We start from the raw sequence: 25,852 nt of genomic DNA on the forward strand, positions 1-25,852 counted from the left end.
TTTTAAATATGATTGAATACCGCACACCCATTTATATCGCATGTATAACATAGAAAAGATGCGGAATAAGACGTTTATCTAAATTGGGTAAAACGTTTACATTGCGTGTAAAATACCATGCTCTTTACTTCTCCACCAATAATTAGTTGGTAGTTTTTAGCCCGATTTTAACCACAGGGTTGTTCGCATTTTTAGTGAGTTGTACCAAGCGGTTGTATTGCCTAAGTGAAAGCATCATGGCATTTATTGCTACCAGTAACCCTTGGGTATGCAATTGGTGAATAATATCTGCGTTTAGCTGCACTAGCTTATCTTCATTAATAGTCATAAGCCCTGTGCTTTCACGGGGTTCGCCATTTTCAAAATGTAAGGTGATTGATAGATTAGATAGCAACTCAAGGTCGGTTAAAGCCTGAATAAAAGCACTTGCTTGTTGAGAGCCGCTCGCTAAGTTAGATAGCATACTTTGATACTGTTTAAGACTTGCAGATGGGGAGCCATCTGATGCAAATAAAGCACTGGCACCTTCGCTACTATTGTTAGAAATCAAAGGGCTGTCTTCATCAAACAATACGGTGAGTTTGTCTTGTTCAACAGCGTAATTGAATGGGTAGCTTTGGATGCTCAGCGGCACGGCATGACCCATCCATTCAGTGTCGCTACAATATACGTTACCAAACTCGGGCCAGCCAACCACAGCCGCTAACGTATGAGAATGGTTTGCGTCATTTGCAGTAACCACTATAGGCATACAGCCGCTAATACTGGCAATCTCATTGAAGCCTAAGGACACTAAATTAAACTCGGCGCTGTGGCTAAACCTTTTATCTGCCTTTATACAAAGGTTGCGATGTGCTTGGTTATCTAACGGCGTATATGACGACATAACAATACCTGATGGTTAAATTAAGGTGTATTAGGCTTAATACTTATTAAGCATTGTATCAATTAATCCACGATGAGAAGGAAGGCGCGCTATCAATTGAGCGATTAGGGCTTTATTCAGTTGCAAATGTTTATCGGCACCGTCGTATTGGCTCATTGAACGCACATATTGGCTCAAGTCGGTTTTATGTGACATTCCATAAAGTATATAGCGATAGCTTTGTGCGCTAAATACTTCATCTCTATCAGTAAAGTCGCTATCGAGAATAGGGCGGTATTGCCACTCTTCAAGCAAAGATGCTAGCCGTTGTGGAATGCTCTGTGGTGCTCTGTTTGTTAACCAAAAATCCTCGTTACGATTACTAAGTACATAGTGCAGTTTTAAAAACGCTATAGTGCTTTGCCACTTATAAGCTAGCGCTTCATTAAAGCGGTTCGCCACGTGGGGCATCACCTGTGTATAGGGGGGTAATTGCTCTGCAAGTTGAATTGCGCTTTGCTCAATTAACATCAGTGATGAGGCCTCAAGGGGTTCTAAGAAGCCACTAGATAAACCTATAGCTACGCAATTTTTTTCCCAGAAACGTTTTCTATAGCCAGTTTTATAATTAATTTTTCTAAAAGTAGAAGGTAACTCTTCGTCGGGATTTATCGATTTTAGATAAGCCGTAAACGTTTGAGTTGCCTCGTCGTCTGATTGAAATTTTGACGAATAAACGTAACCGGTGCCCCGACGATTTTGCAAACCAATGTCCCATATCCAACCTGCTTTTTGCGCGGTAGAAAGGGTGTGACAAGCAATAGGCTGATGTTCATCAGAATATGCAATTTGATGCACTAAAGCTGAATCTGAAAACAATACAGAGGATGCATCTTCCATGGGAACATCTAGTGCTTTTTCGATAAGATGTGCACTAAAACCCGTGCAATCAACAAAAATATCACCGCGAATATGGTCATTATTTTTTGTGACGACGTGCTTTATGCCAGCGTCATCAGTAGCAACATCGGTAACATCATCAATAATATGTTCGACGCCCAACTCTTTCTTACAATGTTCACGCAATACGCTAATGAATTTACCGGCATCAAGATGATAGCCATAATTAGCACTGAAATTTTGTTTTGAATGGGCCGTTAATTTGGGTGCTAGGCCATGTTCACACAGGCTAGGTTGAAAACACACATCTGAGGCATATTCGTGTAATGCAGTGTTACACAACCAGTAAGGGGTTATATCTACAGTAGCCGAGCCTTGGGGCGCGCTAAAGGGGTGGTAGTATCCAGTGCGTTCCCCTTCAGTGTGCCAGTGAACAAACTTACTCGCCTGTTTAAAGGTCGCACTCGCCTGTTGGACGAGTGCAGCTTCTTCAATTCCTATTTTAGCTAGGGTGCTGCGCATAGTAGGCCAAGTGCCTTCACCCACACCAATAGGATGAATCGAATCAGATTCAATAACCTTTACAGACAAACGTGCGCCGGTGGAGCCTTGTTTAGAGTGGGTAGCAGCCAGCAGACCAGCAGTAAGCCAACCCGCTGTGCCTCCGCCCACAATAACAACACTATTTACCGGCGTCATACGCTGCGCTACCTAGTCTGCATCTACCAATCTGCCGCGCCATTGCGCCGATTGTCTAAATACGAGTTTATTTACACCCAAGGCTACACCAATACAGCAAATTAAGGTAACCAACATAAGGTGAATATAATGCAAACCAAAGGGGGCGTGCACGAAGCTAAAGAATGAATATAGTAACACGCCAAAGATAACAGCAGTAATGCCTGCATATGGGTTAACGTTATTAAACAACAAGCCGACTATAAAAATAGAAAGTATAGGCATGCTAAGCAAACCATAGAGTTGTTGTAACAAGTTAATGATACTTTCGGCTTGCGCGTAGATAGGCACCATTACCAGTGAAACTACAGTAAGAATTGCGGTAACAATTCCACCTAACTTGGCCACTTCAGGCTTTTTGTTCACATAAGCTTCGTGTATATCGCACACGTATAATGCCGTGGCTGAGTTTAGATTGCTGTTATATGTTGTGAGTACCGCCGCCGCTAATGCAGCTGCGAATACGCCCGACAACCAATCAGGAAGTACGTCACCTACTAATGTTCCGTAGGCTGCATCGTTTATGTCGCCATAAAGTTTGAATGAGATAATGCCAGGTACAACAATGATGCTAGGAACAATAATAAAGCGAATGATAGCTGCTGCGTACACCCCTTTTTGCGCTTCCTTAATATTGGGTGCAGCCATAGCACGTTGTGTAATGGTTTGGTTAGTACTCCAGTAAAACGTTTGAATAAAGATCATACCGGTTAATAGTGTTTGCCACGGTAACGGTGAGTCTGCATCGCCAATTAACGTTAGGCGCTCAGCGGGAATGCCCGAGAAATCAAAGTCGATAGCCACCATGGCTAATATCACTACCACAATAGCCATAACCAGCAACAACACCCCCGAGTAGGTATCTGATACTGCCACTGCGCGTAAACCACCGAATATGGCATACAAGGCACCAATAATGGCAAAGGCTGTTGCCACGTACATTAGAGGCACATCTAAGTTAAACATATTTATCATGAATAACGAGCCAGAATAAATAACCGCAGGCATGAAAATAAGGCTACTGCCTAAGAAGAAAAGTAAGCCGATAAGCGCACGAATATGCTTATTGTTATATCGCTTTTCTAGTAATTCGGTCGTAGTTGTACACTGGTAATGGTAATAAACGGGAAGAAATACACGTGCAAGAATAATAAGACCAACAACAGCGGCAAATTCCCACCACGCCAGTAACGCCATTTGGTTACCGTTCATACCCACCAATTGGTCGGTACTTAAATTAGTTAACGTAATAGAGCCCGCGACAAAGATCCATGTAAGACCGCCGCCAGCTAGAAAATATTCTTTAGTTTCACTTGCCGTACTGTGTCCATGTCCGCGGCACTTAATATAGGTAAGTAAGCCTATAAGCGCAGTAATAACGAAGAAAACGATGATTTGGATTAAGCTGCCTGACACAAAAAACTCCTCAGCAGTAGAAACAACAAAAAGGGGGCCGGTTAGCCCCCTTTCATTCTAGGTTTAATTAGAAGTTAGCACGTACACCAACCGCATAGCGAGCACCATCATTCACTTGTTGAACGAACTGCTCAGAAAGGCGACCACGACGGGTTAACTCTTCTTCTGTGATATTGATACCTTCGAAGAATACCGTAACGGTTTCGTTAACATCGTAGCTAACACTCATATCTACCTGGGTATAAGTCTCTGTGAAAAGAGGCTCTGTTCCACCCAGTGAACTTACTGCTTCTTGCATGAAAGTTTCACGGTTGTTCAAAGCAACACGTGCTTGAAACGCGTCTTTTTCATAGAAAAGCGTAATGTTTTGAGAGTTACCTAAACCCGGTAAGCTGAATTCAGCGTCTGAGTTTACGATGGTGGCATTAGCTTGAATACCGAAACCATTTTCTAGCGTATGTAACCATGCTAGCTCTAGACCTTCTACATTTAGCGTTTCGCCGTTGCGTGGACGAAGTACGCTAAATACATACTCTCCGCTGTCTAAGAATAAAGATTCTTCTTCAGTAGATGAAGATATAAAGTCTTCCACTTCTTTATTGAAAGCGGCTGCTGAGAAGTAGCTAGTGTCATCGTAATACCATTCTAACGACACGTCCCAGCTGGTAGCTTGGTAAGGCTGAAGTTCAGTATTACCGGCTTGCGCTTGAAGGTTACCAGGACGAGATACTGTTACGTTAAATACAGGTACTAAATCGTCCATCATTGGGCGGGTTAGTGTTTCTGAGTACGCGTAACGTAGGTATAAGTCGTCGGTTAATTGTAGTTTAACGTTTACATTAGGCAACAACGAAGAGTAGCTATTCTTTTCGTTAATTGGCGTACCAACATCGGTAGCGTAAACAATATTGTAATCTGACGGATCGTTCGGAATAGGCTGAAGATCTTGTACTTCTTGTATGGTTCCATCTACCGAAGTATCAGTTTCTGTATAACGGAAACCAAAGTTGATATCTAAAGGTAAATCAGAAATTTCTGTTTGGAAGTAGAACTGTGTGTAAACACTAAGAAGCTCTTCACCTACTACGTACGAGTCTGCGCTTGGTTGTGGGTCGCCAATGTTGGTCGCATCTAGTGTCGCGCGAACATCATCAAACGATAAACCTGTTGCATCAGCAATTTGCTGTGCAGCCGCGTCGGAGTTTGCATAATCAAAGAAAGCTTCAGGATCGTACGTTAACCATTGGTTAGGTACGCCAGCGAAGTAGTTCTCTGCAGTGAAAACAGTTAGCAATTCATCTGGGAGATCGAAGTTGTAACCACAATAAACGTTACAGGCTGATGCGAAACGACGAGTGTTATCTTTTTCACGATCTTGGTAGTAAACACCGAAGTCCATCTTATAGAAGGCATTATCTGAATCAGGTACCCACGTAAAGTCGGCGCGGTACTCTGAAATAGTATCTTCAGTATCAAAACCGTTACGCTCATTGTAGTGCATGCGGCCTAAAGACGGAGTTTGAAGTGCATCGGCGCCGCCATCTACCGATAGTGTCGGTGTGGTGCCAGAGTAGTCAACACTGTAAGCATTGTTGTAACCCACAACGGTGAAGAAGTTATCACCACCACTGTTGTCTTCTGCCGTTGATGTTGAAAGGTCAAAAACAGCAGTTAGGTTATCATTTACTAACCATTCAAAATTTGCGCCAAATGCCTGAATTTCAACGTCACGACCATAGCGACGACGGATAAAGTCAGTTGCACCACCCACGCCTTCAACTAATGTGCTATCTAAGCTAGTTAGTGAGCCGTTTTCGTTGAAGGTCATGTTGTCTAAGTTGCTATCAGTAAACCAGTGACCCACACTGTGAGCATCTGAATCAACCTCGAATTTAGAATAAAGACCATCTAACGTAAGAGTCATGTCATCATTCGGAGCATATTGAACCACTAAGTTTCCAGATGTTCTTTCACGATCTACCAAGTCAACAATTTGGTCAAAGTTCTGTGGAACGTAAACGCCATTGTATTGTGAACTATCGGCATAGTCTGGGTTATCCAGTTCTGAACGATCTGTGATGCTAACACCTGGACGCCAGTAGCGTGTTTCCAACATGTTTGTTTGAAGCTTACGTTGCTGGAAGGAAGCAGCAGCTAAAACGCCAAGCTTGCCATCCATAAAGGTATTGGTAACAAGGCCAGATAATTGTGGTGTTGTTTCCTCTGAAATGTCTTCATACATGCCTTTAACGCTTGCTACGGCTTTAAAGCCATCAAATGCGAAAGGACGTGCAGTGGTAACTTCAACAGTCGAACCAATACCACCTTCTTGCATTGATGCTAGCGGGCTCTTGTATACCTTTGCACCACTAATTAATTCTGCAGGAAGCGTGTCGAAGCTGAACGCTCGACCTTGGTTCTCAGTAGCTATTTGACGACCATTTACCAATACGGTGTTAAATTCTGGGCCGAAACCACGTACTGTAATGAATTGTCCTTCACCGCCACTCCTATCGATAGCAACACCAGTAATGCGCTGTAGCGACTCTGCAACGTTTTGATCTGGAAATTTACCAATATCTTCAGCTGTAATACCGTCGTAAACAACATCAGATGCTTTCTTATCTAACATTGATGCTTTTAGAGAGCTGGTAAAACCTTTAACTTCAATAACTTCAACTTGTTCTTCAGAAGGTGTCGCTTCTTCTTGAGCGAATACCAACGGGGCGTGTAAGGCAGAAGCAATAGCTACACCTAGTAGTGAGCGTTTCGCCATTGGGCCTAATAATGATGTGTTAATTTTATGTGTCACTGTGTTTTCTCCGTGAGTAGGCTATTTTCTACTTAGTTAGCGTACAAATAGCGTAATAAGTATGTTCGGATCAAGATTATTAACATTCTTTTTACACATTGCGTAACCTAAATTTCTAATTGTTTTTATTAAGATATTGAAATTAAAGGTTTTTAAAAATTAAGGAAAAAGGTAAACGTTTTCCTTAATTTTTGATAGTAACACAAATTTACATTGTAATGACAATGTTATAAAAATATTTTTTTATATTAAAAGCGCGGTTTATTACCGCGCCATATAAGGGAGGAGTAAATTAACTGCAGCGAATGCGAGCAACAGCGTTTTTCCAGCCGTCATAGGCCTTATCACGCTCTTCTTTTGAAAGCCGAGGTGTGAAAATACTGTCACTTTTCCAGCACTCGGTAAGGGAATCTACCGACGAAAATATGCCAGCTTGAAGGCCAGCAAGGAATGCGGCGCCAAGCGCGGTGGTTTCGGTAATTTCAGGGCGTTCAACTTCGGCGCCTAATACATCAGACAAGAAGCCCATTACCCAATCGTTTCGAGACATCCCGCCGTCTACGCGGATAGTTGTTGGCCGTGCACCATCACTTTCCATGGCCTTTTGTAAGTCTTTGGTTTGATAGCATACCGATTGCAAACCCGCGGCAACAATTTCGCTAATACCGGTGTCTCGAGTTAGGCCTAAAATTGCGCCTCGTGCATCGGGATCCCAATAAGGTGCACCTAATCCGGTAAATGCTGGAACAAGGAAAACACCATTATCTTGTCGTGCTCTTTGCGCCAAGGCTTCGGTTTCGGAAGCATCGTCAATCAGCTTCAAGCCATCTCGTAACCATTGTACGGTAGCGCCTGCCATGAAGATGCTGCCTTCTAAGGCGTATGTGGTTTTCCCGCTTAAACGATAGCCTACCGTAGTTAGTAGGCGGTTCTTAGATTGAAGAGGCTTGTCGCCTGTATTCAAAATCATGAAGCAACCCGTACCATAAGTACTTTTTGCCATGCCTTTTTCGAAGCAAGCTTGGCCTACTAATGCAGCTTGTTGATCGCCCGCAACGCCTTGAATTGGAATAGCTTGACCAATAATATCTTGACTAATAGTCCCGAATTCATCAGCGCAATCCATGACTTCAGGAAGCATTGTTTTGGGTATATTAAAAGTGCTGAGTAATCGCTCGTTCCAGCATTGTTCATTAATATCGAACAGCATGGTGCGTGAAGCATTCGTGGCATCGGTTTTATGTGATTCGCCATTGGTTAAACGCCAAATTAAGAAGGTGTCCACCGTACCAAAAAGAAGCTCGCCTGCTTCGGCTTGTTCTCTAGCACCCTCTACATTATCTAAGATCCACTCCAATTTAGAGGCTGAAAAATAAGGGTCTAGCAACAAACCTGTGGATTCTGTGATATGCGCCACCAAACTTTCATCGTCATCGAGCTCTCGACATTGCTGAGCGGTACGTCTGTCTTGCCATACAATGGCTGGGTACACGGGCTTTCCTGTGTCTTTGTTCCAAACCAATGTGGTTTCGCGTTGGTTAGTGATGCCAACTGTAGCGATATCTTCAGGTGATAACGAGCACTTATCAAACACCTGCTTCATGGTGGTGGTTACGCTTTCCCAAATTTCTTCAGGATCATGCTCAACCCATCCATCTTGAGGGTATTTCTGAGAAAACTCTTGTTGCGCAACGGCTACAATGGCGCCGTCTGGCGCAAAGATAATGCTACGTGAACTCGTGGTTCCTTGGTCTATGGCAAGAATGTATTGGCCCATGACACGTCTCCTGAACATAATTTGCTAAGAGTTTGCACCATTTACACCTGTTTAACAATGCTATATTTTCGAAAACGAACATTTGGGTGTTCGAATTGCCATAGGCAGGCAAAGGTGAACCACGTATAATGGCTAAATCGCCACAAGGAATCACCCAATGAACCAAACGCAAAGACACGAAAAAATTGTTAGCTTTATCAAACAAAATGGCTTCATGTCTATTGACGACTTGGTCACTCGCTGTGACGTTACCCCCCAAACTATTCGCCGCGATCTTAACCAGCTCGCCGAGGCCGGTATTGTTAGTCGATACCATGGTGGTGCTGGGCTCAATCGAAGTTGGGAAAATACCCCTTATCAAGAACGCAAAACACAAAACAGCGAAGTAAAAGAAAGAATCGCTGAGGCAGTGGCTAGCATGATCCCCGACGGGGCTTCTTTATTTATAAATATTGGCACTACCACCGAGATGATCGCAAGCAAGTTGCTTAATCATAAAAACTTGCACGTGGTAACGAATAACATTCATGTCGCGACTATTCTTTCTGCCAAAGAAGACTTCTCGGTTATTATCGCCGCAGGCGAAGTGCGTTACCGAGATGGCGGTATCATTGGGGAAGCAACCTGCGACTTCATCAGTCAATTTCGAATGGATTACGGCATTATAGGGATAAGTGGTATTAGCGCCGATGGTGCATTGCTCGATTTTGACTTTAGAGAAGTAAAGGTATCGCAAGCGATATTGGAACATACCCAACACGTCATTCTTGCGGCAGACTATAGTAAGTTTGAGCGCAGAGCCATGGTCGAACAAGGGCATATCTCTCAGGTAGATTGCCTGGTATGCGAGCAAACTCCCCCTCCCGCTATTCAAAAAATTATTGACGAAAACAACATTAGTTTCATTAAGGCGTAAGCGCACAACTTGCTCCATTGTACTAACTGACGGTCTAACACCTACATGCACATCTCGGCACTAAACTTGGCACTGTAACAAAGGCTAACTTCCTTGTTAGTTACGTATTCACTGCTTCGGATAAGTAAGCTTATGTCTATATGATTACAACCGATCATCTGCGAAAAGATAATTCCATAAAGAGATGTTTTTGTATGAAAGCACTTCAATAACGTAAGTTAAAATTGCACATCAATGTTCGTTAATGTTCGTTTTGTGTTGACATGTTTTCTTTTTGGTTGTCAAATAGCCAGCATGCTAGTGATGCCGAAAGGGGCAAGAACATGACACAGAATACAAATAGTACACAAACCGTTGACGTATTAGTGGTTGGCGGCGGTGTAAATGGTGCCGGAGTTGCATTAGATGCGGCCGGTCGCGGACTTTCGGTAGCATTATGTGAAAAAGGCGATCTTGCAGGTGCAACGTCTTCATCTAGCAGTAAATTAATTCACGGTGGTTTACGCTATTTAGAGCACTATGAGTTCCGTCTTGTAAAAGAAGCACTCGCAGAGCGTGAAGTGCTATTAGAAAAAGCCCCACATATTATGTGGCCTTTGCGTTTTCGTTTACCCCATCAAAAACATCTTCGTCCGGCATGGATGATTCGTATCGGCTTGTTCTTATACGATTCGTTAGCTAAGCGTAATGTATTACCACGCTCGAAGAAAATATCTACGTCGCCTACAAGCCCCTTGGTTAATGATATTACAACGTGTTTTGAATATTCGGATGGTTGGGTAGACGATGCTCGTTTAGTGGTATTGAATGCATTAGCGGCGCAAGATCAAGGCGCTAGCATTTATACCCGAACTGAATGTGTTAGTGCAGAAAAACAAGATAAGTTATGGAAAGTCACTTTAAAAGACTCATTAGGGAAAACGTTTACAATTAATGCGAAGGCTGTGGTTAATGCTGCCGGCCCATGGGCTGTTTCTTTTCTTGATAGACTTGCCGACACCAAAAATCCGAATGCAATGCGTATGGTGAAGGGCAGTCACTTTATTGTGCCTAAACTTTACGGCACCGATGAGGCTTATATTCTTCAAAATAAAGATGGCCGTATTGTTTTCGTTATTCCTTATGAAGACGACTTTTCCCTCGTTGGCACTACCGATGAGAATTATGTTGGTGAGCCATCGCAAGCCGCTATTTCTGAAGCTGAAACTGAATATCTTATTGATGTTGTTAATACATACTTCAAAACGAAAGTCGACGAAAGCGATATTGTTCATAGTTACAGTGGCGTTCGCCCGTTGCTTGAAGAAAAAAATGCGTCTGCGCAAGAGCTAACTCGCGATTACAAAGTAGAGCTAAGCGGCTCTGAGTCTTCGCCAATATTGCTTAATATTTTCGGTGGAAAAATTACTACCTATAGGAAACTGGCCGAGCATGCGGTAGATAAGCTAACTAGTTTGTTTCCAAAGGCAGGCAAAGCCTGGACCAAAGATGTACCACTTCCAGGTGGCGCTTTTACTAATAAAACAGATTTGGTTAAACAGCTACAAAAAGATTACCCATGGTTACCTGAATCGGTAGGTGTTCGCTATGCGCGTCAATACGGCATGCTGTGTACTAAGTTCCTTGAAGGCAAAAACGGTCTTGATAACATGGGGGAGAACTTTGGCGCCGACATGTACCAAGCTGAAGTTGACTACCTTATTAACCACGAGTGGGCAATGTCCCTTGAAGACGTCATTTGGCGCCGTACTAAACATGGTTTGCGGTTGAGTCAAAGTGAGCAAGTTAGCTTACAAAGCTACATTGCGAGCCGTATTTCTAATAGTGTCGAAATGCAGCAATCTGCGTAGATATTCACTATACAATCTTAAAAGCCCGCATTTTGTGTTGATAAAATGCGGGCTTTTTTATGTTCAAGATACTTAAAAACGGCGATATATTTGGCCAACTGGTTTTTAAAGTTATTAAGAAAGAGGAAGATAGAATGAAGGAAATAATTCTAATTCGGCACGGAAAGCCGTTGTCTGCTCACAACAATAAATTAAGTGCGGGTGAATTTACCAATTGGGTACGCCAATACAATCAGTCACCTTTAGACAATGCCTATTATCCAGATGAAAAGCGCCATTTTTCTACGCATCACGTCATTGCTAGCCCGCTTAAAAGAGCGCAGCTTTCAGCGAACTATTATATGGGCAAGCCCGCAGTGGATGTGATTCCAGAGTTAAAAGAAATGGATATTCCTTATTACAGGTTACCGCTAAGATTAAAGGCGTGGCATTGGGTTTTAGTGAACAGGTTAATGTGGTTTTGTGGTAAAGCAGGGCGGTTTGAGTCTTTTGTTGAAGCTAAAAAACGGGTGTGTAAAGCTGCAAATGAGCTCGAAAAGAAAGCAGAAAAACATTCTCATATCGTTGTGTTTGGACATGGTATGAGTAATCGTTATATTCGCGTTTTTCTCGCTAAAAAAGGCTGGGAAATAACGGAAAAAAATAACGGATATTGGGGCGTAACTCGCCTAATAAAAAATTGAAATATTCTTAAAAATAAACAACTTTCGTCTACTGGTGCTATTGTTATTACTTTGTTGTAATAACACTATTATTTTTGGTCAAAGATTTTACAATGCACATTGGATGGCGCCAATACCTAACGCAGAAATTTAGACGTGTTCCCAAGCACCATGTACTCGGCGTTTCTGTTGATGCTGAGTCGGTATCCTTCTGTATCGTAAAGCGTGAGCAAAATTCAATAGTTTTAGTGGCCGAAGAAACGGTAACTCCAGAAAAGTGGGGTGAAAAGCTTCATGGTTGGCTAAAGGAAAAAAAGCTCCTTGGTATCTCAACCTGCGTGTGTTTGTCACACAGTTGGTACAACGCGTTGCAGCTAGACCGCCCTCATGTAGAGGAAGGCGAAGTTCACGGTGCACTGCAGTGGTCTGTTGCTGAAATATTAGGTAGCGACAAATCATATGTATTTGATTATGTAGATTTACCGGTACCACTTGCAGGAACCAATAAGGTAAACGTATTCGCACTTCCTCGAGCTGTTATCGCTGACGTTGTCAGCCATATTCAATCTGCTGACGTCACCCTAAAAGAAATCACGACTGCTGAATTAGCACTGTGCGAGCTCGTACCATCGATGGAAGGAGCCACCGTATTGCTAACACAAGAAGCAGGCGAAGAAGTGGTTTTGAATGTCGTTAAGGACGGTAACCTTTACTCTTCTCGGCGGCTAAAAGGGTTTGAAAATATAGGCTCGTTCTCTAAAGAAGAGTTGGAAATGGGGTTGCTCGATAATTTGGGTGTGCAAATTCAGCGCTCAATGGACCACTTTGAAAGTCAGTTGCGCCAACCGCCCATCCGGTCGGTTTTATTTCGGTTAGACTCCCCGCATTCTACTACGCTTAAGATGCAGCTTAGCCAGTTAATTCCGGCAGAAATCGATCAGTTAATTTCTCCTATTCAAGCAAGCGAAGAGATTGATATTTATCGGCTGAACTTAGTGAGCTTAAGTGCTGCGTTTTGTGCTTTGGCACCACAACCTATTGCGCCTCCTACACTGAGTAGTGCAGGAGGGCTAAAATGAGACATCGGATTAACCTCTATTGGCCAGAGTTTAAACCGGAGTTTCGCTGGTTGAACGTAGGCACAATGCTCGTAGTGTGGTTGCTCACATTGCTAATAGTGGTGTTGGTTACGATGAAGTTGAGCGCAACGGTTCAAAAGCAAAGTGAAGCGCTGAGTCAAGCCCAGGAGCGAACTATCCAAGTTGATGAAGACTTAGCCACGGCGAAATCTCAATTAGCCGAAAGAAAACCATCAGATGCTTTATCTAAGCAGCTTGAGACGTTAAACCTTTCGGTAATCCAAAAAACATTACTTATTGAAGAATTGAGCGGGCAAGAAACACGAGAGCAATCGCCATTTTACCAAGCTATGAATGGCTTTGCCGATGTCGCTGATGGCTCTCTTTGGCTAACGCGATTTGTGGTACACAGTGAGGGATTGTCAGTATACGGGAAGGTAAATGACCCAAGCGCACTTCCTGCTTGGTTAAAACGACTAGGAAACCGTACTTACTTTGAAGAAAAAGAATTTGAAGTCATAAAATTAAGCAGAGATATCAACGAAGATGGCAATACAAATGGCGTGTTGTCTTTTGAGTTACTCAGTGAGCCAGCCAAAGAAGAGGCTGAGGTGTTACCAGAATGAGTAGAGATAGCTTGAACAATAAATTAGCCGCCATGAGCTCCCGTGAACTCATCATGCTCTTCGTCGCTGGCTTAGTGGTGATAGTACTCATTGGTTTCACATTTTTCATCGAGCCACTTTGGAAAAAGTCGCAATCGCTGGAAAGAAGGCTCGCGTCTGAAGCAACGCAGACCTTTTCGTTAGGCCAACAGTTGGAAATTTACCTCGAGGCACTAAATGAGGATCCCGATAAGGCCTTGGTATCAAGCATTGCGGAAATAAAAGAAAATGATGCGGTATTGGAACAGCGATTTAGAGATGAACTTAAAACCTTAGTCACCCCTGATGAAATGCCGGCTTTGGTTAGTAGAATGTTTGAAGATGCACAACAAGTGCGCTTGGAATCTATGACAACTATTGCCCCTGTTAATATCTTTGCTGGACGTGAAGACTTATCGGCGCTTACGCTTTACCGACATGGCCTAACCCTTACTTTCAGCGGTAGTTATTTTGATATCAGAGATTTTCTTCAACGTGCGCAAAAAGAAAATATAAAGCTTTATTGGGAAGCGATGGATTACCAAGTCAGCGATTACCCAAACGGAAAAGTGACGATAGAGTTTTATACCGTGAGCACGCAAAGGACATTTATCCGTGTTTAAACTAATACTAACGTTAGTACTAACCCTTAGCTCATTTGTGTTGTTTGCACAGCAAGACCCAACTCGCCCTGGCAATACCAAAATGAAGGGCATTGGTGCTATTCAGCAAGGGGAATTTTCTTTAAGTGCAATTATGTATTCTGCACAAAGTAAACACGCCATAATTAACAATAAAGTGGTCAGAGAAGGGGATAATATCGCCGAGGGAAAAGTAGAAAGCATAACCAAGAATACCGTTGTAATTTTGAAAACGCATCATGCCAAGCCCGTACGAACTGTATTGTCTTTAGCGCCAATAACAATAATTAAAAAAAATGTATCAGAGGATCTGTAAAATGGGCAAGTTACCCCGTCTGTTTGGTTTACTAAGCATAGCGTTAGTGATGGCCGGTTGTCAGAGTACGTCTGAGCCTCAAAAGCAGCTTGTGTCAGAGGTTGAACAAGACTTACAAGAACAAATTGATGCAGAAAAAGCGCGTAAATCTTCACAGTTAAATACTCCGGCTCCCATTCCCTCTGCAGTATCTGCGGCATTGGCAGAACCCGAAAGTGTGTCTTCAACTAACAGTTTGTTTGGCCCACAACGTTTTGACGTAAACGCGCAAAACGTGCCTATAAGCGCATTTTTCGCTGGTTTGGTCGAAGGTACGCCTTACAGCGTTGCTATTCATCCACAAGTATCTGGGGCGGTATCGCTGCAACTTAAGCAAGTCACAATAGATGAAGTTATGTCATTACTAAGTGACCTATATGGCTACGACATTGCTCGCTCAGGAACGGTTTTCAAAGTGCGGGCTGCAGGTATGCGTACTGAAACCTTTGCCGTAAATTACCTTTACATGCAGCGAAATGGCGCAACCCAAACCAGTATTACCTCCGGCGGTGTAACGCAAAACAACAATCAAAATAACAACAATGGTTCTTCGGGCTCGTACAGCGGCAACTTCAGTAGTTCCGATAGTTACGGAAGCCAAAACAACACTAACCCGAATGGCACAACCATAAACACTCGCACCGAAACAGACTTCTGGGCCGACTTGAAGGTTAGTCTTGAAGCTATGGTAGGCAAAGAAAGCGGTCGCGCTGTATTTGTTACTCCGCAAGCCAGCTTAGTTACTGTGCGGGCTATGCCTGACGAATTGTCTGATATACGCCGCTTTTTGAAAATCTCAGAGGCTAACTTAACCAAGCAAGTTATTTTGGAAGCCCGTATTTTAGAAGTGGAACTGAATGACGGTTACCAGCAAGGTATTAATTGGAATGAAATATTGGCCAACACAGGCAATACAGACTTTTCACTTTCAACCACTGCAGGTACTTTAGGCAATGATATCAGCGCTACCTTGGGGGGGGTGACAAGCCTCGCATTTTTGAACAAAGACTTCTCTGGAGTGCTGTCATTACTGTCTACTCAAGGCAATGTACAAGTACTTTCTAGCCCACGGGTGACCGCTATTAATAACCAAAAAGCGGTTATAAAAGTGGGAGACGATGAATATTTTGTCACTGATGTGTCAAGCGATAGCACGGTAACTAGCACTACTACGTCTATATCACCGGATATTGAACTTACGCCCTTTTTCTCGGGCATTGCGCTAGATGTGACTCCACAAATCGATGACAAAGGCACGGTACTATTACATGTTCACCCATCGGTTATTGAAACTGCTGAGCAGCAGAAAGTCGTGACCATGGATGATGAGCAAATTGTATTACCATTGGCACAAAGCACCATTCGAGAGTCAGATACTATAATACGTGCGGGCTCTGGCGAAATAGTGGTGATAGGCGGCTTGATGCAAACCAGTCAAACTGATGTGGTATCAAAAACGCCAATACTGGGTGACATTCCGTTGTTTGGCGAATTGTTCAAGAATCGCCAAGTTAGCGAAACAAAAAAAGAACTCATTATTTTACTCAAACCCACTGTTGTAGGACACGACACGTTCGAACAGCAACTTGAAACCAGTCGCCAAAACATGGTGGATTGGTTGTATGTGGATTAAGTATGTATTTGTATCATTTTGGCATGAGAGAGCTACCGTTTACTTTAACGCCAAATACCAGCTTTTTTTACGGCCTACCCAGCCATATTGAAGCCAGCGAGGTGTTACTCACTGCGCTTAAATCTGGTGAAGGTTTTATTAAAGTGACTGGCGAAGTCGGTACAGGTAAAACCCTTATTTGTCGGAAATTTCTTAATGAATTACCCGCGCATTTTCAATCAGCCTATATTCCTAACCCTCTTCTAAGCCCAGATGAACTGCGCCGTGCAGTGGCAAGCGAGCTTGGAGTGGATATTGGGCAAACCTGCGATCAGCAGCGTTTCACTCACTGTATTCAAGAGCGACTTATCGATATTAATGCCCAGCAGCGAAGCGCTGTTTTGGTGATTGATGAAGCGCAAGCGTTACCAGTAGAAAGTATTGAAGCGCTGCGTTTAATGACGAATTTGGAGACAGAAAGCCGCAAATTATTGCAGGTGGTGCTATTTGGGCAGCCAGAGCTCAATCAAAAGCTTTCGATGCCGGAACTGCGACAGCTAAAGCAGCGTATTACATTCAGTTATTCGCTGTCGCACATGGATACCGACCAAATATACCATTATGTAAAACATCGCTTAGTCGTAGCAGGGCACACAGGAGAAGAGGTGTTCGATTTAGCATGTTGCCGGCTAATGTTTATGGCTACGAAGGGGACGCCAAGACTGGTCAACGTATTGTGTCATAAGGCCATGATGCTGGCGTACGGCGAAGGCAAGTACAAAGTGGATGTATCGCATATCAAGCTGGCTATTGCCGACACCGAAGCCACTACACTGCCTTGGTACGCTTCTCTTGCCCTGTGGCCTTCTCTGGTAGCGGCCGGTGTGGTGGTTTCTGTTACCTTTGCCAGTATGCTCGAGTTTGGGAGCATGGCGTGAGTGTTGTGAATAAAATGCTGAAAGATTTAGAGGCTCGCGAGGGCGTTGAACAATCACAAGCCCGATATGAGGCGCCACAGAAAAAGTCAGTAAGTTCGCTGACTATTGTTGTGGTGGTGTTGGTTAGCGTGACCGTTGCGTTAGTCGCGTGGGTGCTGCTTAAGCCCGTGTCATCGGTTTCATCTGCGGTATCAATGCCGACTACATATACAGACAAGGCTCCATCAACACAACAACGCTCGGCAAACTTGCCGATAGAAAGTAGTCAATCAAGCACTGAAACTACGGTACCAATAAGTGGTAAGGCTAGGGGGGCGCAAAAGGACGACACGAATAATTCTCTGCAGACTTCACCACAAATAGCGCAACAGTCGTCTGCACAAATTGCCAAAGTCACCCTGCGTGAACATCAAAGCGCTAGCTTTCCTCAAAAAAGCACAGGATCGTTTGTTGCAACTAACCCAGATACCAAGCCTGATACTACCCCTACTACGACCTCTGCAGTGAAGCCTACAACGAAGCAAGAAAATAACTCTAAAACAGTCGAGGGGGCGACAGAGTCGCGTTTTTCAAAGCAGGTTGATAACAAAAACAACGCGCCTGCGATAGAAGAGCAGGTGCGCTTGGCCCTTGCCAATAATGACTACAACGAAGCCATCGGGTTGATGCAGCAGAAAGTACAAAGCGACCCAAGCGATACTGGGGCTAAGAAGAAGCTAGCGTCGTTACTCTTTGCCAGCGGCCAAGTAGAACAAGCGCAAACCTTATTACAACGGATGCTTGTGAGCTCACCGGACGATCACAGTGTTCGCCTTATGTTGTCGCGTTTGTATGTAAAACAAGGCCTAACCAAGATAGCGATACAAAACGCAAGTGACGCTGTTGCTTCACCCAGCAACCCATTGTCTATTGAGCTACTTAGTTTTAGAGCGAATTTACAGCAGCAACATGGCGCGTTCGATAAGTCACTTAATGATTATTTAGCGTTAACTAAGCGGCGACCTTTAGAGCCCAAGTGGTGGCTAGGTGCTGGTATAAGTGCTGACAGTCTGCATCAATCTGCACTGGCGTTAAGTGCTTACTCTCAAGTGGTTCAGATTGATACGCAGCAGGCACTATCACCAGATGTACACCACTATGTGCAAGAGCGCATAGCTCGGCTTCGGGATGTAGTAAAATGAATAAACCCAGAATTCGCCTTGGCGACCTTCTTGTTCAGCACAATTTGATCAGTGCTGATGAGCTAATGACGGCATTGTCTGAGCAAAAAAGTACGGGCCGAAAGTTAGGCGCCACGTTGATTTCAATGGGGTTGGTGACGGAACACCAAATGCTTGAGTTGTTATCGCGGCATTTAAATGTTCCGCTTATCGATATCGATCAGTACCGCGTAAATCAACAAGCCGTACTGCTTTTACCTGAAATTCAAGCGAGACGATATCGCGCACTGGTTATTGATGATAAGGGTGATTCCCTGCTTGTTGCCATGTCAGATCCGGCCGATTTAACCGCGGTCGATCACCTTTCAGAAACGCTTAACAGGCAAATTGAACTTGCCGTAGTAAGCGAACAACAGCTATTTACTGCCTACGATACGTTCTATCGAAAAACCCAAGAAATTGCGAGTTTTGCCCAAGAACTGGCAGAAGAATACGATACCGAAGATAACTTTAATATAGATCTCGGTGGTGCGGGCGATCAAGACACAACAGTGGCTCGCTTACTGCAATCTATCTTTGAAGATGCTGTGATAGCAAAAGCGTCAGATATTCACATAGAACCTGATGAAAGTCAGTTGAGAATACGACAGCGGGTAGATGGGGTTTTACAAGAAACAGTGATTCCCGAGAAAAGCATAGCGGCGGCGTTAGTACTGCGCTTAAAACTGATGGCGGGGCTAGATATTTCCGAAAAGCGTCTACCGCAAGATGGCCGCACTCAAATTAAAGTTAAAGGGCACAAAATAGACGTGCGCTTGTCCACCATGCCTGTACAAGGTGGTGAGTCTGTGGTCATGCGTTTGCTTGATCAGTCTGCAGGGATACTGACCCTTGAACAAACCGGCATGCCTTCATCGCAGTTAACCCGCTTACGAAATTTATTACGACGTCCTCATGGGATGATTTTGGTTACCGGGCCTACCGGTTCAGGCAAAACGACTACCTTGTATGGTGCGTTGAGCGAATTAAATACGGCGAAGTCGAAAATTATTACTGTAGAAGATCCGGTGGAGTATCGCTTACCCCGCATTAATCAGGTGCAAGTGAACCCTAAAATAAACCTGACTTTTTCGAATATACTTAGAACCACACTTCGACAAGACCCCGATATTATTATGGTGGGGGAAATGCGAGATCAAGAAACAGTAGAAATTGGGCTTCGTGGCGCATTGACCGGTCACTTAGTACTCTCCACCCTGCATACCAACGATGCTATATCCAGTGTAGTGCGCTTACTCGATATGGGAGCGCCCGGTTACTTGGTAGCAAGTTCCCTTCGAGGCATTATTGCTCAACGTTTGGTACGTCGAATTTGTGATAATTGTACTACCTCTTATACGCCAACGGATGATGAAAGGGTGTGGTTGAACGGTATTGATGAAAATGCTGCAGACGTTGCCTTTAAACAAGGGCGTGGCTGTCAGAAATGCAACCAAACGGGATACAGAGGGCGAATTGGGGTTTTTGAATTACTCGAAATGACTGAAAACATGATGAGTTATTTAAAATCCAGTGATATCCAAGGGTTTAGTGATGCAGCGTCTAAAAGCGCGGGCTATCGCTCTTTGCCCCAATCAGCCTTGACTTACGCAAAAATGGGCGTGACCAGTGTAGAAGAGGTCTTAAAATTGGTTGAGATGGTAGCCCAAGATGCTCCCTCTTCTAAAACCACTGACGACACAACAGCGCAATAAGGCAATGATAGATGGCACGGTTTAGCTACAAAGGGCGCGAAAGAAACGGCGCCCTTACCGAAGGAGAGTTAGACGCCAACGATGCAGGAAGTGCAGCGGCAATGTTGCGTGCTCGTAGTGTAACGCCAATTTCCATCGCCCCTATGAGCGATAAAAAAGAAAGTGTAGTTTCTGGCTGGCAAGGTTGGTTTGTTCCCGAAGTTACCTTGGACGATTTAGTTATTTTTTGTCGACAAATGTTCTCGTTAACCAAAGCGGGTATCCCGTTACTAAAAGCGGTTTCTGGTTTAGCTGAATCCTGTAATTCTATTCGCCTCAAACTTGCCCTTGAAGATGCTATCGTGAGTTTAGAGCGAGGTCGCACCTTGTCTTCCGGATTAAACCAGCACCCTAAAATTTTTAATCAATTGTTTGTGAGCATTATTCATGTGGGCGAAAACACAGGTCAGTTAGAAGAATCCTTTGCTCAACTGGCGGTTTATTTAGAGCGCGAACAAGAAACGCGTAAACAAATTAAAGCCGCCACGCGCTATCCCATCTTTGTGCTTATCGCTTTGGCTGGCGCGTTTGTAGTGCTCAATATCTTTGTTATCCCAAAATTCGCCGATATGTTTTCTAAGTTTAATGCCGAGTTGCCTTTAATGACCCGAGCACTCATTGGCACATCAGATTTCTTGATGAACTATTGGTACGTGTTAATTGCCGCCGGGGTATTCATTGTCTACATGGTTAGACGGTCATTAAATACGAAAGTCGGACGTTTGAATTGGGATAGACGCAAGCTGTCGTTACCTATCGTGGGCAGTATTTTTAATCGTTCTTTACTAAGCCGCTATTGTCGAAGCTTTTCAATGATGTTGCGCGCGGGTGTCCCCTTGACCAGTGCACTAAACTTAACCTCAGACGCGGTGGGAAATGTGTATATGGGGCAGAAAATTATTGCGATGCGCGAGCGGATTGAGAAAGGCGAGGGGCTAGCACGAGTCAGTGCAGCAAGCGAATTATTTACACCTTTGGTGATGCAGATGATTCGCGTAGGTGAAGAAACAGGCCGCGTAGATGAATTATTGGTTGAGGCGTCGGAGTTCTATGAACGCGAAGTTGACTACGATCTTAAAAATCTGACGGCAAAGATTGAGCCCTCTTTAATTGTGGTTGTGGCGGCCATGGTACTGGTGCTCGCGCTGGGTATTTTTACTCCCATGTGGGACATGATGAACGCAATAAAAGGCATATAACTGCCTATTTTAAAGATGTGCTATAACAGTATGTTAAGAACAATTAATGACTGCTAAAAAGTAATAGCAGCAAGGGTAGCAACATGGTGACGAAAAGCGAAGACGCAAAAAATAATAACAGATCCATATTTATCAACATCATAGTGATCACGTTGTTTGCTTCATTAATGGCCGTTTTTATTGTGCGACTAAATACCAGCGAAGCTAATTTTGAAGCACAGATGCTCAGGCAGCTAGGGCTGACGCTGGAAGAGTCTGCAGTAACCGCTCATTGGAAGTGGCAGTCTGAAGGGCGGCCGGTCCGCATCCTGCTTACACACTATGATAAGCAAGGTAATGAAGTTGGACGCACGCCTGTCTTAATGGGACATGAGGGATGGCCAGCCGTGTCACCGTCTACGCAGGGGTGCAAGTCCCTTTGGAGCGCTTTGCTAACTGTGCCTATGATAGTTAACGGTTTTAATGTTCGCGGTGAATATTATCGTGGTGAGCTAGTCAACGATAAAGCCGTGAATGCACGTTGCCGATTTTCCTTAAGCGCGGGGGATTACTTTGATTACTTTGTATTTCGTGGTGATGTGGTTCCAGAAGGCGAACAATAATAAACAAACCGAATTTTAATAATGAGAAAAACTGGGGTGGTCCAAATGAAAAAACAACGGCATCAAATAGCAGGAAAACAATCGGGTTTTACGCTAATAGAGCTGGTGATTGTAGTCGTATTACTTGGACTACTTGCGGCCGTGGCCATTCCCCGCTTTCTTGATATTACTGAGCAAGCCGAAGATGCCACTGTTGAGGGGGTTGCAGGTGGTTTCGCCACTGGCGTAGGGCTTGTGCGTGCCCAATGGGAAATAGAAGGTCGGCCAGAAGAGAATGGGTCTACCAATCAAACGTTTGTGACACTTGATGGCATTAATGTCGCGGTTGATCAGGATACTGGTTATCCAACAGGTTTGCTCAACGGTGATGGCAACAGCCAAGACACGGCGATTACCGCATTAGATTGCGAAAGTATTTTTAGCCTAATAATGCAAAGTGCGCCTTCCATAACGTCGAGTTTTTCAGAGTCACCATTTGACGGCTACCGATACTTTGCGACAAATAGTAGTGGCAGCGGCGCAAGTGGTAATGACCTTTGCTATTATTACCTAAGCCAGTCTATAAAAAACCTGAACAGTACCCCCACCAATGATACGCAAGGCGATGGGTTTCTGTACGACCCACGGATAGGGCAAGTTATCGTTTTTAGTAACGATTCAAACTCATAACTAAGTATTGAGTTTTATACGTAAACTAGTGATTTTTAAACTAAAGTTTTATATTTAATAACGTCATTTTTGCAATAATAGACGTAATTGAAATAAAAGGACATTTTATGCAGCAACGTGGTTTTACCCTTATTGAGCTAGTCATAGTTATTGTTATCCTTGGTATTTTAGCGGTGACTGCTGCGCCTCGGTTTGTAGGTTTCCAAACTGACGCTCGTATTGCCACGCTCGAAGGTGTGGAAGGTGCTCTGGTTAGTGCTTCGGAAGCTATTCATGCAAAAGCGATTATTGCTGGCGCGACTGCATCGTCCAACACGACTATCAATGTGAACGGCACTGACATCAACATTCGTTATGGCTACCCGTACAGCACGTATTTTGATGACAACAACAACACAACGACTGTGCAGTTAGATTCGTACATGAACCTGGATGTTCGTGCGGTGAACACGACTGCAGACCAAGGCACTACAGATTGGTATGTGAGTGCAAATGGTACTTGGGCTCGCATTTACCCTGACGGTTTTGAAAACGTTAATTGTTATGTTGAATATAGAAATGCGGCAGCGGGTGGTTCACCTACTATCACATTGACCTCGACTGCTTGCTAAATATTACCTAGCATATGGCCAGGCATCTCGTTCCTGGCCAGCGTCAAGCCCGAGGCGCTGGCTTTACGCTCCTTGAGCTCATAATTGTCATCGTCGTTATTGGCATTATAGGTGTATCCGCTTCTGCGCGAATACAAGACGATACTGGCTACACAGAATACTCCCTCCAATCACGTTTTCTCTCTACCTTGCGAAATATTCAAGGTAAGGCCATGCAAGATAACCGCGCAGGCTATTGTTATCGCACTATTGTGAGCTCGTCTGGTGACGGTGCTTACGGCCCAACCGTTGTTAACTATGTGAACGCAAATCAATCAACCAGCTGTGGCGCAACTATTGCCGCTAATGCGCCAACATTTTTAACGGCGCGGGGTGACGAAATTGGCGGAAAAGGAGTATCTATTACCTTTTCAGAAGGAGGGGACTCGCCTTCTTATATTGATTTTGATTACCTTGGTCGGCCAATAACCGCCACCGGAAGTTGCGCGTCAAATATTTGCAGAGTGAGTTTTACGGGAACAGCAACGGTAGGTGTTTGTGTTGAAGCTCAGGGGCTTATTTATGCGTGCTGAGCGAGGCTTTACGCTACTTGAAATAGTGATTGGCTTAGTGGTGACCAGTATCGTCATGCTGATTGTTACTGATTTACTTGGCGCGCAGGCGCAACTAAGCGTGGCGCCTGTTACTCAAGCCCGGGCTACTGTTTTAGCGCAAGGTTTGCAACGAGAAATACTCAGTAAGGCATTTGATGAAAATAGCAGTGGCCATAACGACGGAGAGCGATGTAGCGACACTATTAGCTGTACGACGAGCGCAAACTTGGGGCCTGACAATGGTGAAACTCGCAGTACCTTTGATGATGTAGATGATTACCACGGCTACAGCGTTATTAGAAACAGTGCAGGGCAAGCCATTACGCAAAGCGGGCAAAGTTTATATCAAGGTTACCAGCTCAACGTAGTGGTGTTTTATGATGATAACCTTGATGGTATTGATGATGCTGCGGGCGTGGGTAGCTATACAGGCAATGCCAAATTGATTCGCGTGTCTGTACTTACCCCTAACGATGAAACCATTGTCTTTAGCGGTTATCGTTGGAATTACTGATGGCAAATAGCACACCAATGAACAAGGTTCGAGGCGTTACGTTAGTAGAGCTTGTTATCGTGCTAGTGGTTATGGGTGTGATAGCCACCGGCATTGCAAAAGTGATTACCAGCAGCATGTCTGTATTTGTTGGTGTAAGTGAAAGAGAGCAACTTGTTGCCCAAACGTCTTTTGCCATAAATCGTATGGCTCGTGAACTACAAAACGCTGTGCCTGCCAGTGTGAGAGTAACGGGCTCATCATCTCAACACTGCCTACAATTCGTTCCTGCAGATGTGATAACAGGTTACAGTGATATTTCCGTTCAGCCAGCCACTGAAAATACTATCGATATATTATTTCCTGCAGATGCACTCGATAATATTCAGCCCTTTACCACCAGTGCATCTGTGATTGTCGCACCTAGAAGCGTATTAGATGTTTATAACGCCGCTAATGATTACCGCCAACCTATTGTAAGTTGTACTGATGACGGTGATGGCGATTGTGCTACAAGAGACAGCACAGACGATATCCTTGAGGTGACGGTAAACGATGCCTTTGCTGAAGCATCATTAGTTAACCGTGCTTATGTCGCCTCAAAGGCAGTGAGCTTCTGCTTAAGAAGTTCGGTACTTCACCGGATTGAGTCTGGGTTTACCACATCGCAGCCCTTGGCTTTAGCAAGTAGCCCAAGGCTTGGGGTGGACTTTATTAATGTATTATCTGCCTCGCCTGCTAGCGGCACCTCAAACGATGATCCTTTTCAGGTTCGCAGTGTGAACGGTGGGGTTAATAATATGGTGATGTTGAGGCTACGAACCCAAAAAGGCGATGAAGTATTAAGTCTGACGACAGAGGTGGCAATTGAAAATGCGCCGTAAATTGGTCTTCTTGGAACATTCAAGCCTTTCAGAGCAAAAAGCGATTTTGAAGTTTGATAGCAACAAAGCAGGGAAACCACGTCTTAGAGTGACACTGTCAGACGCTTCACACTCAGCTGTCTCACTAAAGCATCAGCAAGGGAGTATGTTAGTCATGGCATTGTTTATTATGATAGTGCTGGCGCTGTTAGGTTTAACGCTGGCCTCGTCACTTTCTTCTACTGGTAACAAAGTAGTTGCGGATAACATAGGTTTTCGCGCCCAGCTAGCAACGAAAGCGGGCTTAGAGCATATAAAGGCCACGGCAAACCCAGCAGGTGCAACCCCACTATCTTGTAACAGCACCATAAATAGTCCCGTTTCGTTTGCTGAAGTAAGCGGCCTCGAAGGGTGTACCTATCAAGCCAGTTGTCAAACAACCAATACGACGATTGCAGGCGCAGGCTATTACTTTTATCGTTTTTCCTCCACCGCTCAGTGTACAGCTAGTGAGTTGATCTCAACGCACACGTTCACTGACTCAATGATGATTGAACAATAAATATAGGCCCAAGAATGAAACTTGTGGTTCAAATGATGGTCTATTCATATTGGTTTAAAAGTAGCCACTTAACAAGACGTTGGTAATAAGTGAGTAGAAGGC

General features: G+C 44.1%; 24 protein-coding genes. 19 read left to right on the forward strand and 5 right to left on the reverse strand.

Going from position 1 to position 25,852, the window contains the following annotated elements; all coding sequences use genetic code 11:
- Positions 1 to 142 precede the first annotated feature (142 nt).
- From FLAVO9R_RS00930 to glpK, 5 genes are all read right to left on the reverse strand, one after another.
- Entirely contained in the window at positions 143 to 886 is a 744-nt protein-coding gene (locus FLAVO9R_RS00930) for a SapC family protein (protein ID WP_159528032.1), read from the reverse strand.
- Positions 887 to 922: 36 nt separating this feature from the next.
- On the reverse strand, positions 923 to 2,464 hold the full coding sequence (locus tag FLAVO9R_RS00935) for a tryptophan halogenase family protein (protein WP_159528033.1): 1,542 nt from the start codon (positions 2,462 to 2,464) through the stop codon (positions 923 to 925).
- Between the two features lie 12 nt (positions 2,465 to 2,476).
- Positions 2,477 to 3,919 (reverse strand): SLC5 family protein, encoded by a 1,443-nt coding sequence (locus tag FLAVO9R_RS00940; RefSeq protein ID WP_159528034.1) that lies wholly within the window; start codon positions 3,917 to 3,919, stop codon positions 2,477 to 2,479.
- Between the two features lie 67 nt (positions 3,920 to 3,986).
- On the reverse strand, positions 3,987 to 6,731 hold the full coding sequence (locus FLAVO9R_RS00945) for a TonB-dependent receptor (RefSeq protein ID WP_159528035.1): 2,745 nt from the start codon (positions 6,729 to 6,731) through the stop codon (positions 3,987 to 3,989).
- A gap of 292 nt (positions 6,732 to 7,023) precedes the next feature.
- Positions 7,024 to 8,508: a glycerol kinase GlpK gene (glpK, locus tag FLAVO9R_RS00950; protein WP_159528036.1), complete on the reverse strand. Its 1,485-nt coding sequence runs from the start codon at positions 8,506 to 8,508 to the stop codon at positions 7,024 to 7,026.
- Positions 8,509 to 8,665: 157 nt separating this feature from the next.
- Between glpK and FLAVO9R_RS00955 the strand changes: the two genes are divergently transcribed.
- The 19 genes from FLAVO9R_RS00955 to FLAVO9R_RS01045 all read left to right on the forward strand — a co-directional run bounded on the left by FLAVO9R_RS00955 (position 8,666) and on the right by FLAVO9R_RS01045 (position 25,750).
- Positions 8,666 to 9,424: a DeoR/GlpR family transcriptional regulator gene (locus FLAVO9R_RS00955; protein WP_159528037.1), complete on the forward strand. Its 759-nt coding sequence runs from the start codon at positions 8,666 to 8,668 to the stop codon at positions 9,422 to 9,424.
- A gap of 323 nt (positions 9,425 to 9,747) precedes the next feature.
- The gene (gene glpD / locus FLAVO9R_RS00960) at positions 9,748 to 11,274 is read left to right on the forward strand and encodes a glycerol-3-phosphate dehydrogenase (RefSeq protein ID WP_159528038.1); all 1,527 of its coding nucleotides are present in this window, start codon (positions 9,748 to 9,750) and stop codon (positions 11,272 to 11,274) included.
- Positions 11,275 to 11,408: 134 nt separating this feature from the next.
- Positions 11,409 to 11,957 carry a histidine phosphatase family protein gene (locus FLAVO9R_RS00965; protein WP_159528039.1) on the forward strand — a complete coding sequence of 183 codons (549 nt, stop codon included), beginning with the start codon at positions 11,409 to 11,411 and terminating at the stop codon, positions 11,955 to 11,957.
- Between the two features lie 92 nt (positions 11,958 to 12,049).
- A complete protein-coding gene (locus tag FLAVO9R_RS00970; RefSeq protein WP_159528040.1) occupies positions 12,050 to 13,015 on the forward strand; it encodes a hypothetical protein in 966 nt (321 codons plus the stop codon).
- Positions 13,012 to 13,641, forward strand: coding sequence for a hypothetical protein (locus FLAVO9R_RS00975; RefSeq protein WP_159528041.1), 630 nt, complete (start codon positions 13,012 to 13,014; stop codon positions 13,639 to 13,641). The genes FLAVO9R_RS00970 and FLAVO9R_RS00975 overlap by 4 nt, the downstream gene beginning before the upstream one ends.
- Positions 13,638 to 14,282 (forward strand): type II secretion system protein GspM, encoded by a 645-nt coding sequence (gene gspM / locus FLAVO9R_RS00980; protein WP_159528042.1) that lies wholly within the window; start codon positions 13,638 to 13,640, stop codon positions 14,280 to 14,282. Before FLAVO9R_RS00975 ends, gspM begins: the two co-directional genes overlap by 4 nt.
- A complete protein-coding gene (locus FLAVO9R_RS00985; RefSeq protein WP_159528043.1) occupies positions 14,275 to 14,616 on the forward strand; it encodes a hypothetical protein in 342 nt (113 codons plus the stop codon). The genes gspM and FLAVO9R_RS00985 overlap by 8 nt, the downstream gene beginning before the upstream one ends.
- A gap of 1 nt (position 14,617) precedes the next feature.
- Positions 14,618 to 16,288: a pilus (MSHA type) biogenesis protein MshL gene (gene mshL, locus FLAVO9R_RS00990; RefSeq protein ID WP_159528044.1), complete on the forward strand. Its 1,671-nt coding sequence runs from the start codon at positions 14,618 to 14,620 to the stop codon at positions 16,286 to 16,288.
- A gap of 2 nt (positions 16,289 to 16,290) precedes the next feature.
- Positions 16,291 to 17,205 carry an ExeA family protein gene (locus FLAVO9R_RS00995; RefSeq protein ID WP_159528045.1) on the forward strand — a complete coding sequence of 305 codons (915 nt, stop codon included), beginning with the start codon at positions 16,291 to 16,293 and terminating at the stop codon, positions 17,203 to 17,205.
- Positions 17,202 to 18,386 (forward strand): tetratricopeptide repeat protein, encoded by a 1,185-nt coding sequence (locus FLAVO9R_RS01000; RefSeq protein WP_159528046.1) that lies wholly within the window; start codon positions 17,202 to 17,204, stop codon positions 18,384 to 18,386. The genes FLAVO9R_RS00995 and FLAVO9R_RS01000 overlap by 4 nt, the downstream gene beginning before the upstream one ends.
- Positions 18,383 to 20,119 carry a GspE/PulE family protein gene (locus tag FLAVO9R_RS01005; RefSeq protein ID WP_159528047.1) on the forward strand — a complete coding sequence of 579 codons (1,737 nt, stop codon included), beginning with the start codon at positions 18,383 to 18,385 and terminating at the stop codon, positions 20,117 to 20,119. Before FLAVO9R_RS01000 ends, FLAVO9R_RS01005 begins: the two co-directional genes overlap by 4 nt.
- An 11-nt stretch (positions 20,120 to 20,130) precedes the next feature.
- A complete protein-coding gene (locus FLAVO9R_RS01010) occupies positions 20,131 to 21,357 on the forward strand; it encodes a type II secretion system F family protein (RefSeq protein ID WP_159528048.1) in 1,227 nt (408 codons plus the stop codon).
- Between the two features lie 83 nt (positions 21,358 to 21,440).
- Positions 21,441 to 21,959: a hypothetical protein gene (locus FLAVO9R_RS01015; RefSeq protein ID WP_159528049.1), complete on the forward strand. Its 519-nt coding sequence runs from the start codon at positions 21,441 to 21,443 to the stop codon at positions 21,957 to 21,959.
- A 45-nt stretch (positions 21,960 to 22,004) separates the two neighbouring features.
- Positions 22,005 to 22,628 (forward strand): prepilin-type N-terminal cleavage/methylation domain-containing protein, encoded by a 624-nt coding sequence (locus tag FLAVO9R_RS01020; RefSeq protein WP_159528050.1) that lies wholly within the window; start codon positions 22,005 to 22,007, stop codon positions 22,626 to 22,628.
- Between the two features lie 107 nt (positions 22,629 to 22,735).
- On the forward strand, positions 22,736 to 23,239 hold the full coding sequence (locus tag FLAVO9R_RS20505) for a type II secretion system protein (protein WP_159528051.1): 504 nt from the start codon (positions 22,736 to 22,738) through the stop codon (positions 23,237 to 23,239).
- A gap of 14 nt (positions 23,240 to 23,253) precedes the next feature.
- A complete protein-coding gene (locus tag FLAVO9R_RS01030; protein ID WP_159528052.1) occupies positions 23,254 to 23,811 on the forward strand; it encodes a prepilin-type N-terminal cleavage/methylation domain-containing protein in 558 nt (185 codons plus the stop codon).
- The gene (locus tag FLAVO9R_RS01035; RefSeq protein ID WP_159528053.1) at positions 23,801 to 24,346 is read left to right on the forward strand and encodes a prepilin-type N-terminal cleavage/methylation domain-containing protein; all 546 of its coding nucleotides are present in this window, start codon (positions 23,801 to 23,803) and stop codon (positions 24,344 to 24,346) included. Before FLAVO9R_RS01030 ends, FLAVO9R_RS01035 begins: the two co-directional genes overlap by 11 nt.
- Positions 24,346 to 25,209 (forward strand): prepilin-type N-terminal cleavage/methylation domain-containing protein, encoded by an 864-nt coding sequence (locus FLAVO9R_RS01040; RefSeq protein WP_159528054.1) that lies wholly within the window; start codon positions 24,346 to 24,348, stop codon positions 25,207 to 25,209. Before FLAVO9R_RS01035 ends, FLAVO9R_RS01040 begins: the two co-directional genes overlap by 1 nt.
- Positions 25,199 to 25,750, forward strand: coding sequence for a pilus assembly PilX family protein (locus FLAVO9R_RS01045; RefSeq protein ID WP_159528055.1), 552 nt, complete (start codon positions 25,199 to 25,201; stop codon positions 25,748 to 25,750). Before FLAVO9R_RS01040 ends, FLAVO9R_RS01045 begins: the two co-directional genes overlap by 11 nt.
- Positions 25,751 to 25,852 lie beyond the last annotated feature (102 nt).

Origin of the sequence: Alteromonas sp. 38 (genome assembly GCF_902506055.1) — a bacterium.
In the GTDB taxonomy this organism is placed as follows: domain Bacteria; phylum Pseudomonadota; class Gammaproteobacteria; order Enterobacterales; family Alteromonadaceae; genus Alteromonas; species Alteromonas lipotrueae.

Coding starts and splice junctions, on each gene's coding strand:
- FLAVO9R_RS00930 (WP_159528032.1), bottom strand. CDS start 886: ATGTCGTCATATACGCCGTTAGATAACCAAGCACATCGCAACCTTTGT.
- FLAVO9R_RS00935 (WP_159528033.1), bottom strand. CDS start 2,464: ATGACGCCGGTAAATAGTGTTGTTATTGTGGGCGGAGGCACAGCGGGT.
- glpK (WP_159528036.1), bottom strand. CDS start 8,508: ATGGGCCAATACATTCTTGCCATAGACCAAGGAACCACGAGTTCACGT.
- FLAVO9R_RS00955 (WP_159528037.1), top strand. CDS start 8,666: ATGAACCAAACGCAAAGACACGAAAAAATTGTTAGCTTTATCAAACAA.
- glpD (WP_159528038.1), top strand. CDS start 9,748: ATGACACAGAATACAAATAGTACACAAACCGTTGACGTATTAGTGGTT.
- FLAVO9R_RS00965 (WP_159528039.1), top strand. CDS start 11,409: ATGAAGGAAATAATTCTAATTCGGCACGGAAAGCCGTTGTCTGCTCAC.
- FLAVO9R_RS00970 (WP_159528040.1), top strand. CDS start 12,050: ATGCACATTGGATGGCGCCAATACCTAACGCAGAAATTTAGACGTGTT.
- FLAVO9R_RS00975 (WP_159528041.1), top strand. CDS start 13,012: ATGAGACATCGGATTAACCTCTATTGGCCAGAGTTTAAACCGGAGTTT.
- gspM (WP_159528042.1), top strand. CDS start 13,638: ATGAGTAGAGATAGCTTGAACAATAAATTAGCCGCCATGAGCTCCCGT.
- mshL (WP_159528044.1), top strand. CDS start 14,618: ATGGGCAAGTTACCCCGTCTGTTTGGTTTACTAAGCATAGCGTTAGTG.
- FLAVO9R_RS00995 (WP_159528045.1), top strand. CDS start 16,291: ATGTATTTGTATCATTTTGGCATGAGAGAGCTACCGTTTACTTTAACG.
- FLAVO9R_RS01005 (WP_159528047.1), top strand. CDS start 18,383: ATGAATAAACCCAGAATTCGCCTTGGCGACCTTCTTGTTCAGCACAAT.
- FLAVO9R_RS01010 (WP_159528048.1), top strand. CDS start 20,131: ATGGCACGGTTTAGCTACAAAGGGCGCGAAAGAAACGGCGCCCTTACC.
- FLAVO9R_RS01015 (WP_159528049.1), top strand. CDS start 21,441: ATGGTGACGAAAAGCGAAGACGCAAAAAATAATAACAGATCCATATTT.
- FLAVO9R_RS01020 (WP_159528050.1), top strand. CDS start 22,005: ATGAAAAAACAACGGCATCAAATAGCAGGAAAACAATCGGGTTTTACG.
- FLAVO9R_RS20505 (WP_159528051.1), top strand. CDS start 22,736: ATGCAGCAACGTGGTTTTACCCTTATTGAGCTAGTCATAGTTATTGTT.
- FLAVO9R_RS01030 (WP_159528052.1), top strand. CDS start 23,254: ATGGCCAGGCATCTCGTTCCTGGCCAGCGTCAAGCCCGAGGCGCTGGC.
- FLAVO9R_RS01035 (WP_159528053.1), top strand. CDS start 23,801: ATGCGTGCTGAGCGAGGCTTTACGCTACTTGAAATAGTGATTGGCTTA.
- FLAVO9R_RS01040 (WP_159528054.1), top strand. CDS start 24,346: ATGGCAAATAGCACACCAATGAACAAGGTTCGAGGCGTTACGTTAGTA.
- FLAVO9R_RS01045 (WP_159528055.1), top strand. CDS start 25,199: ATGCGCCGTAAATTGGTCTTCTTGGAACATTCAAGCCTTTCAGAGCAA.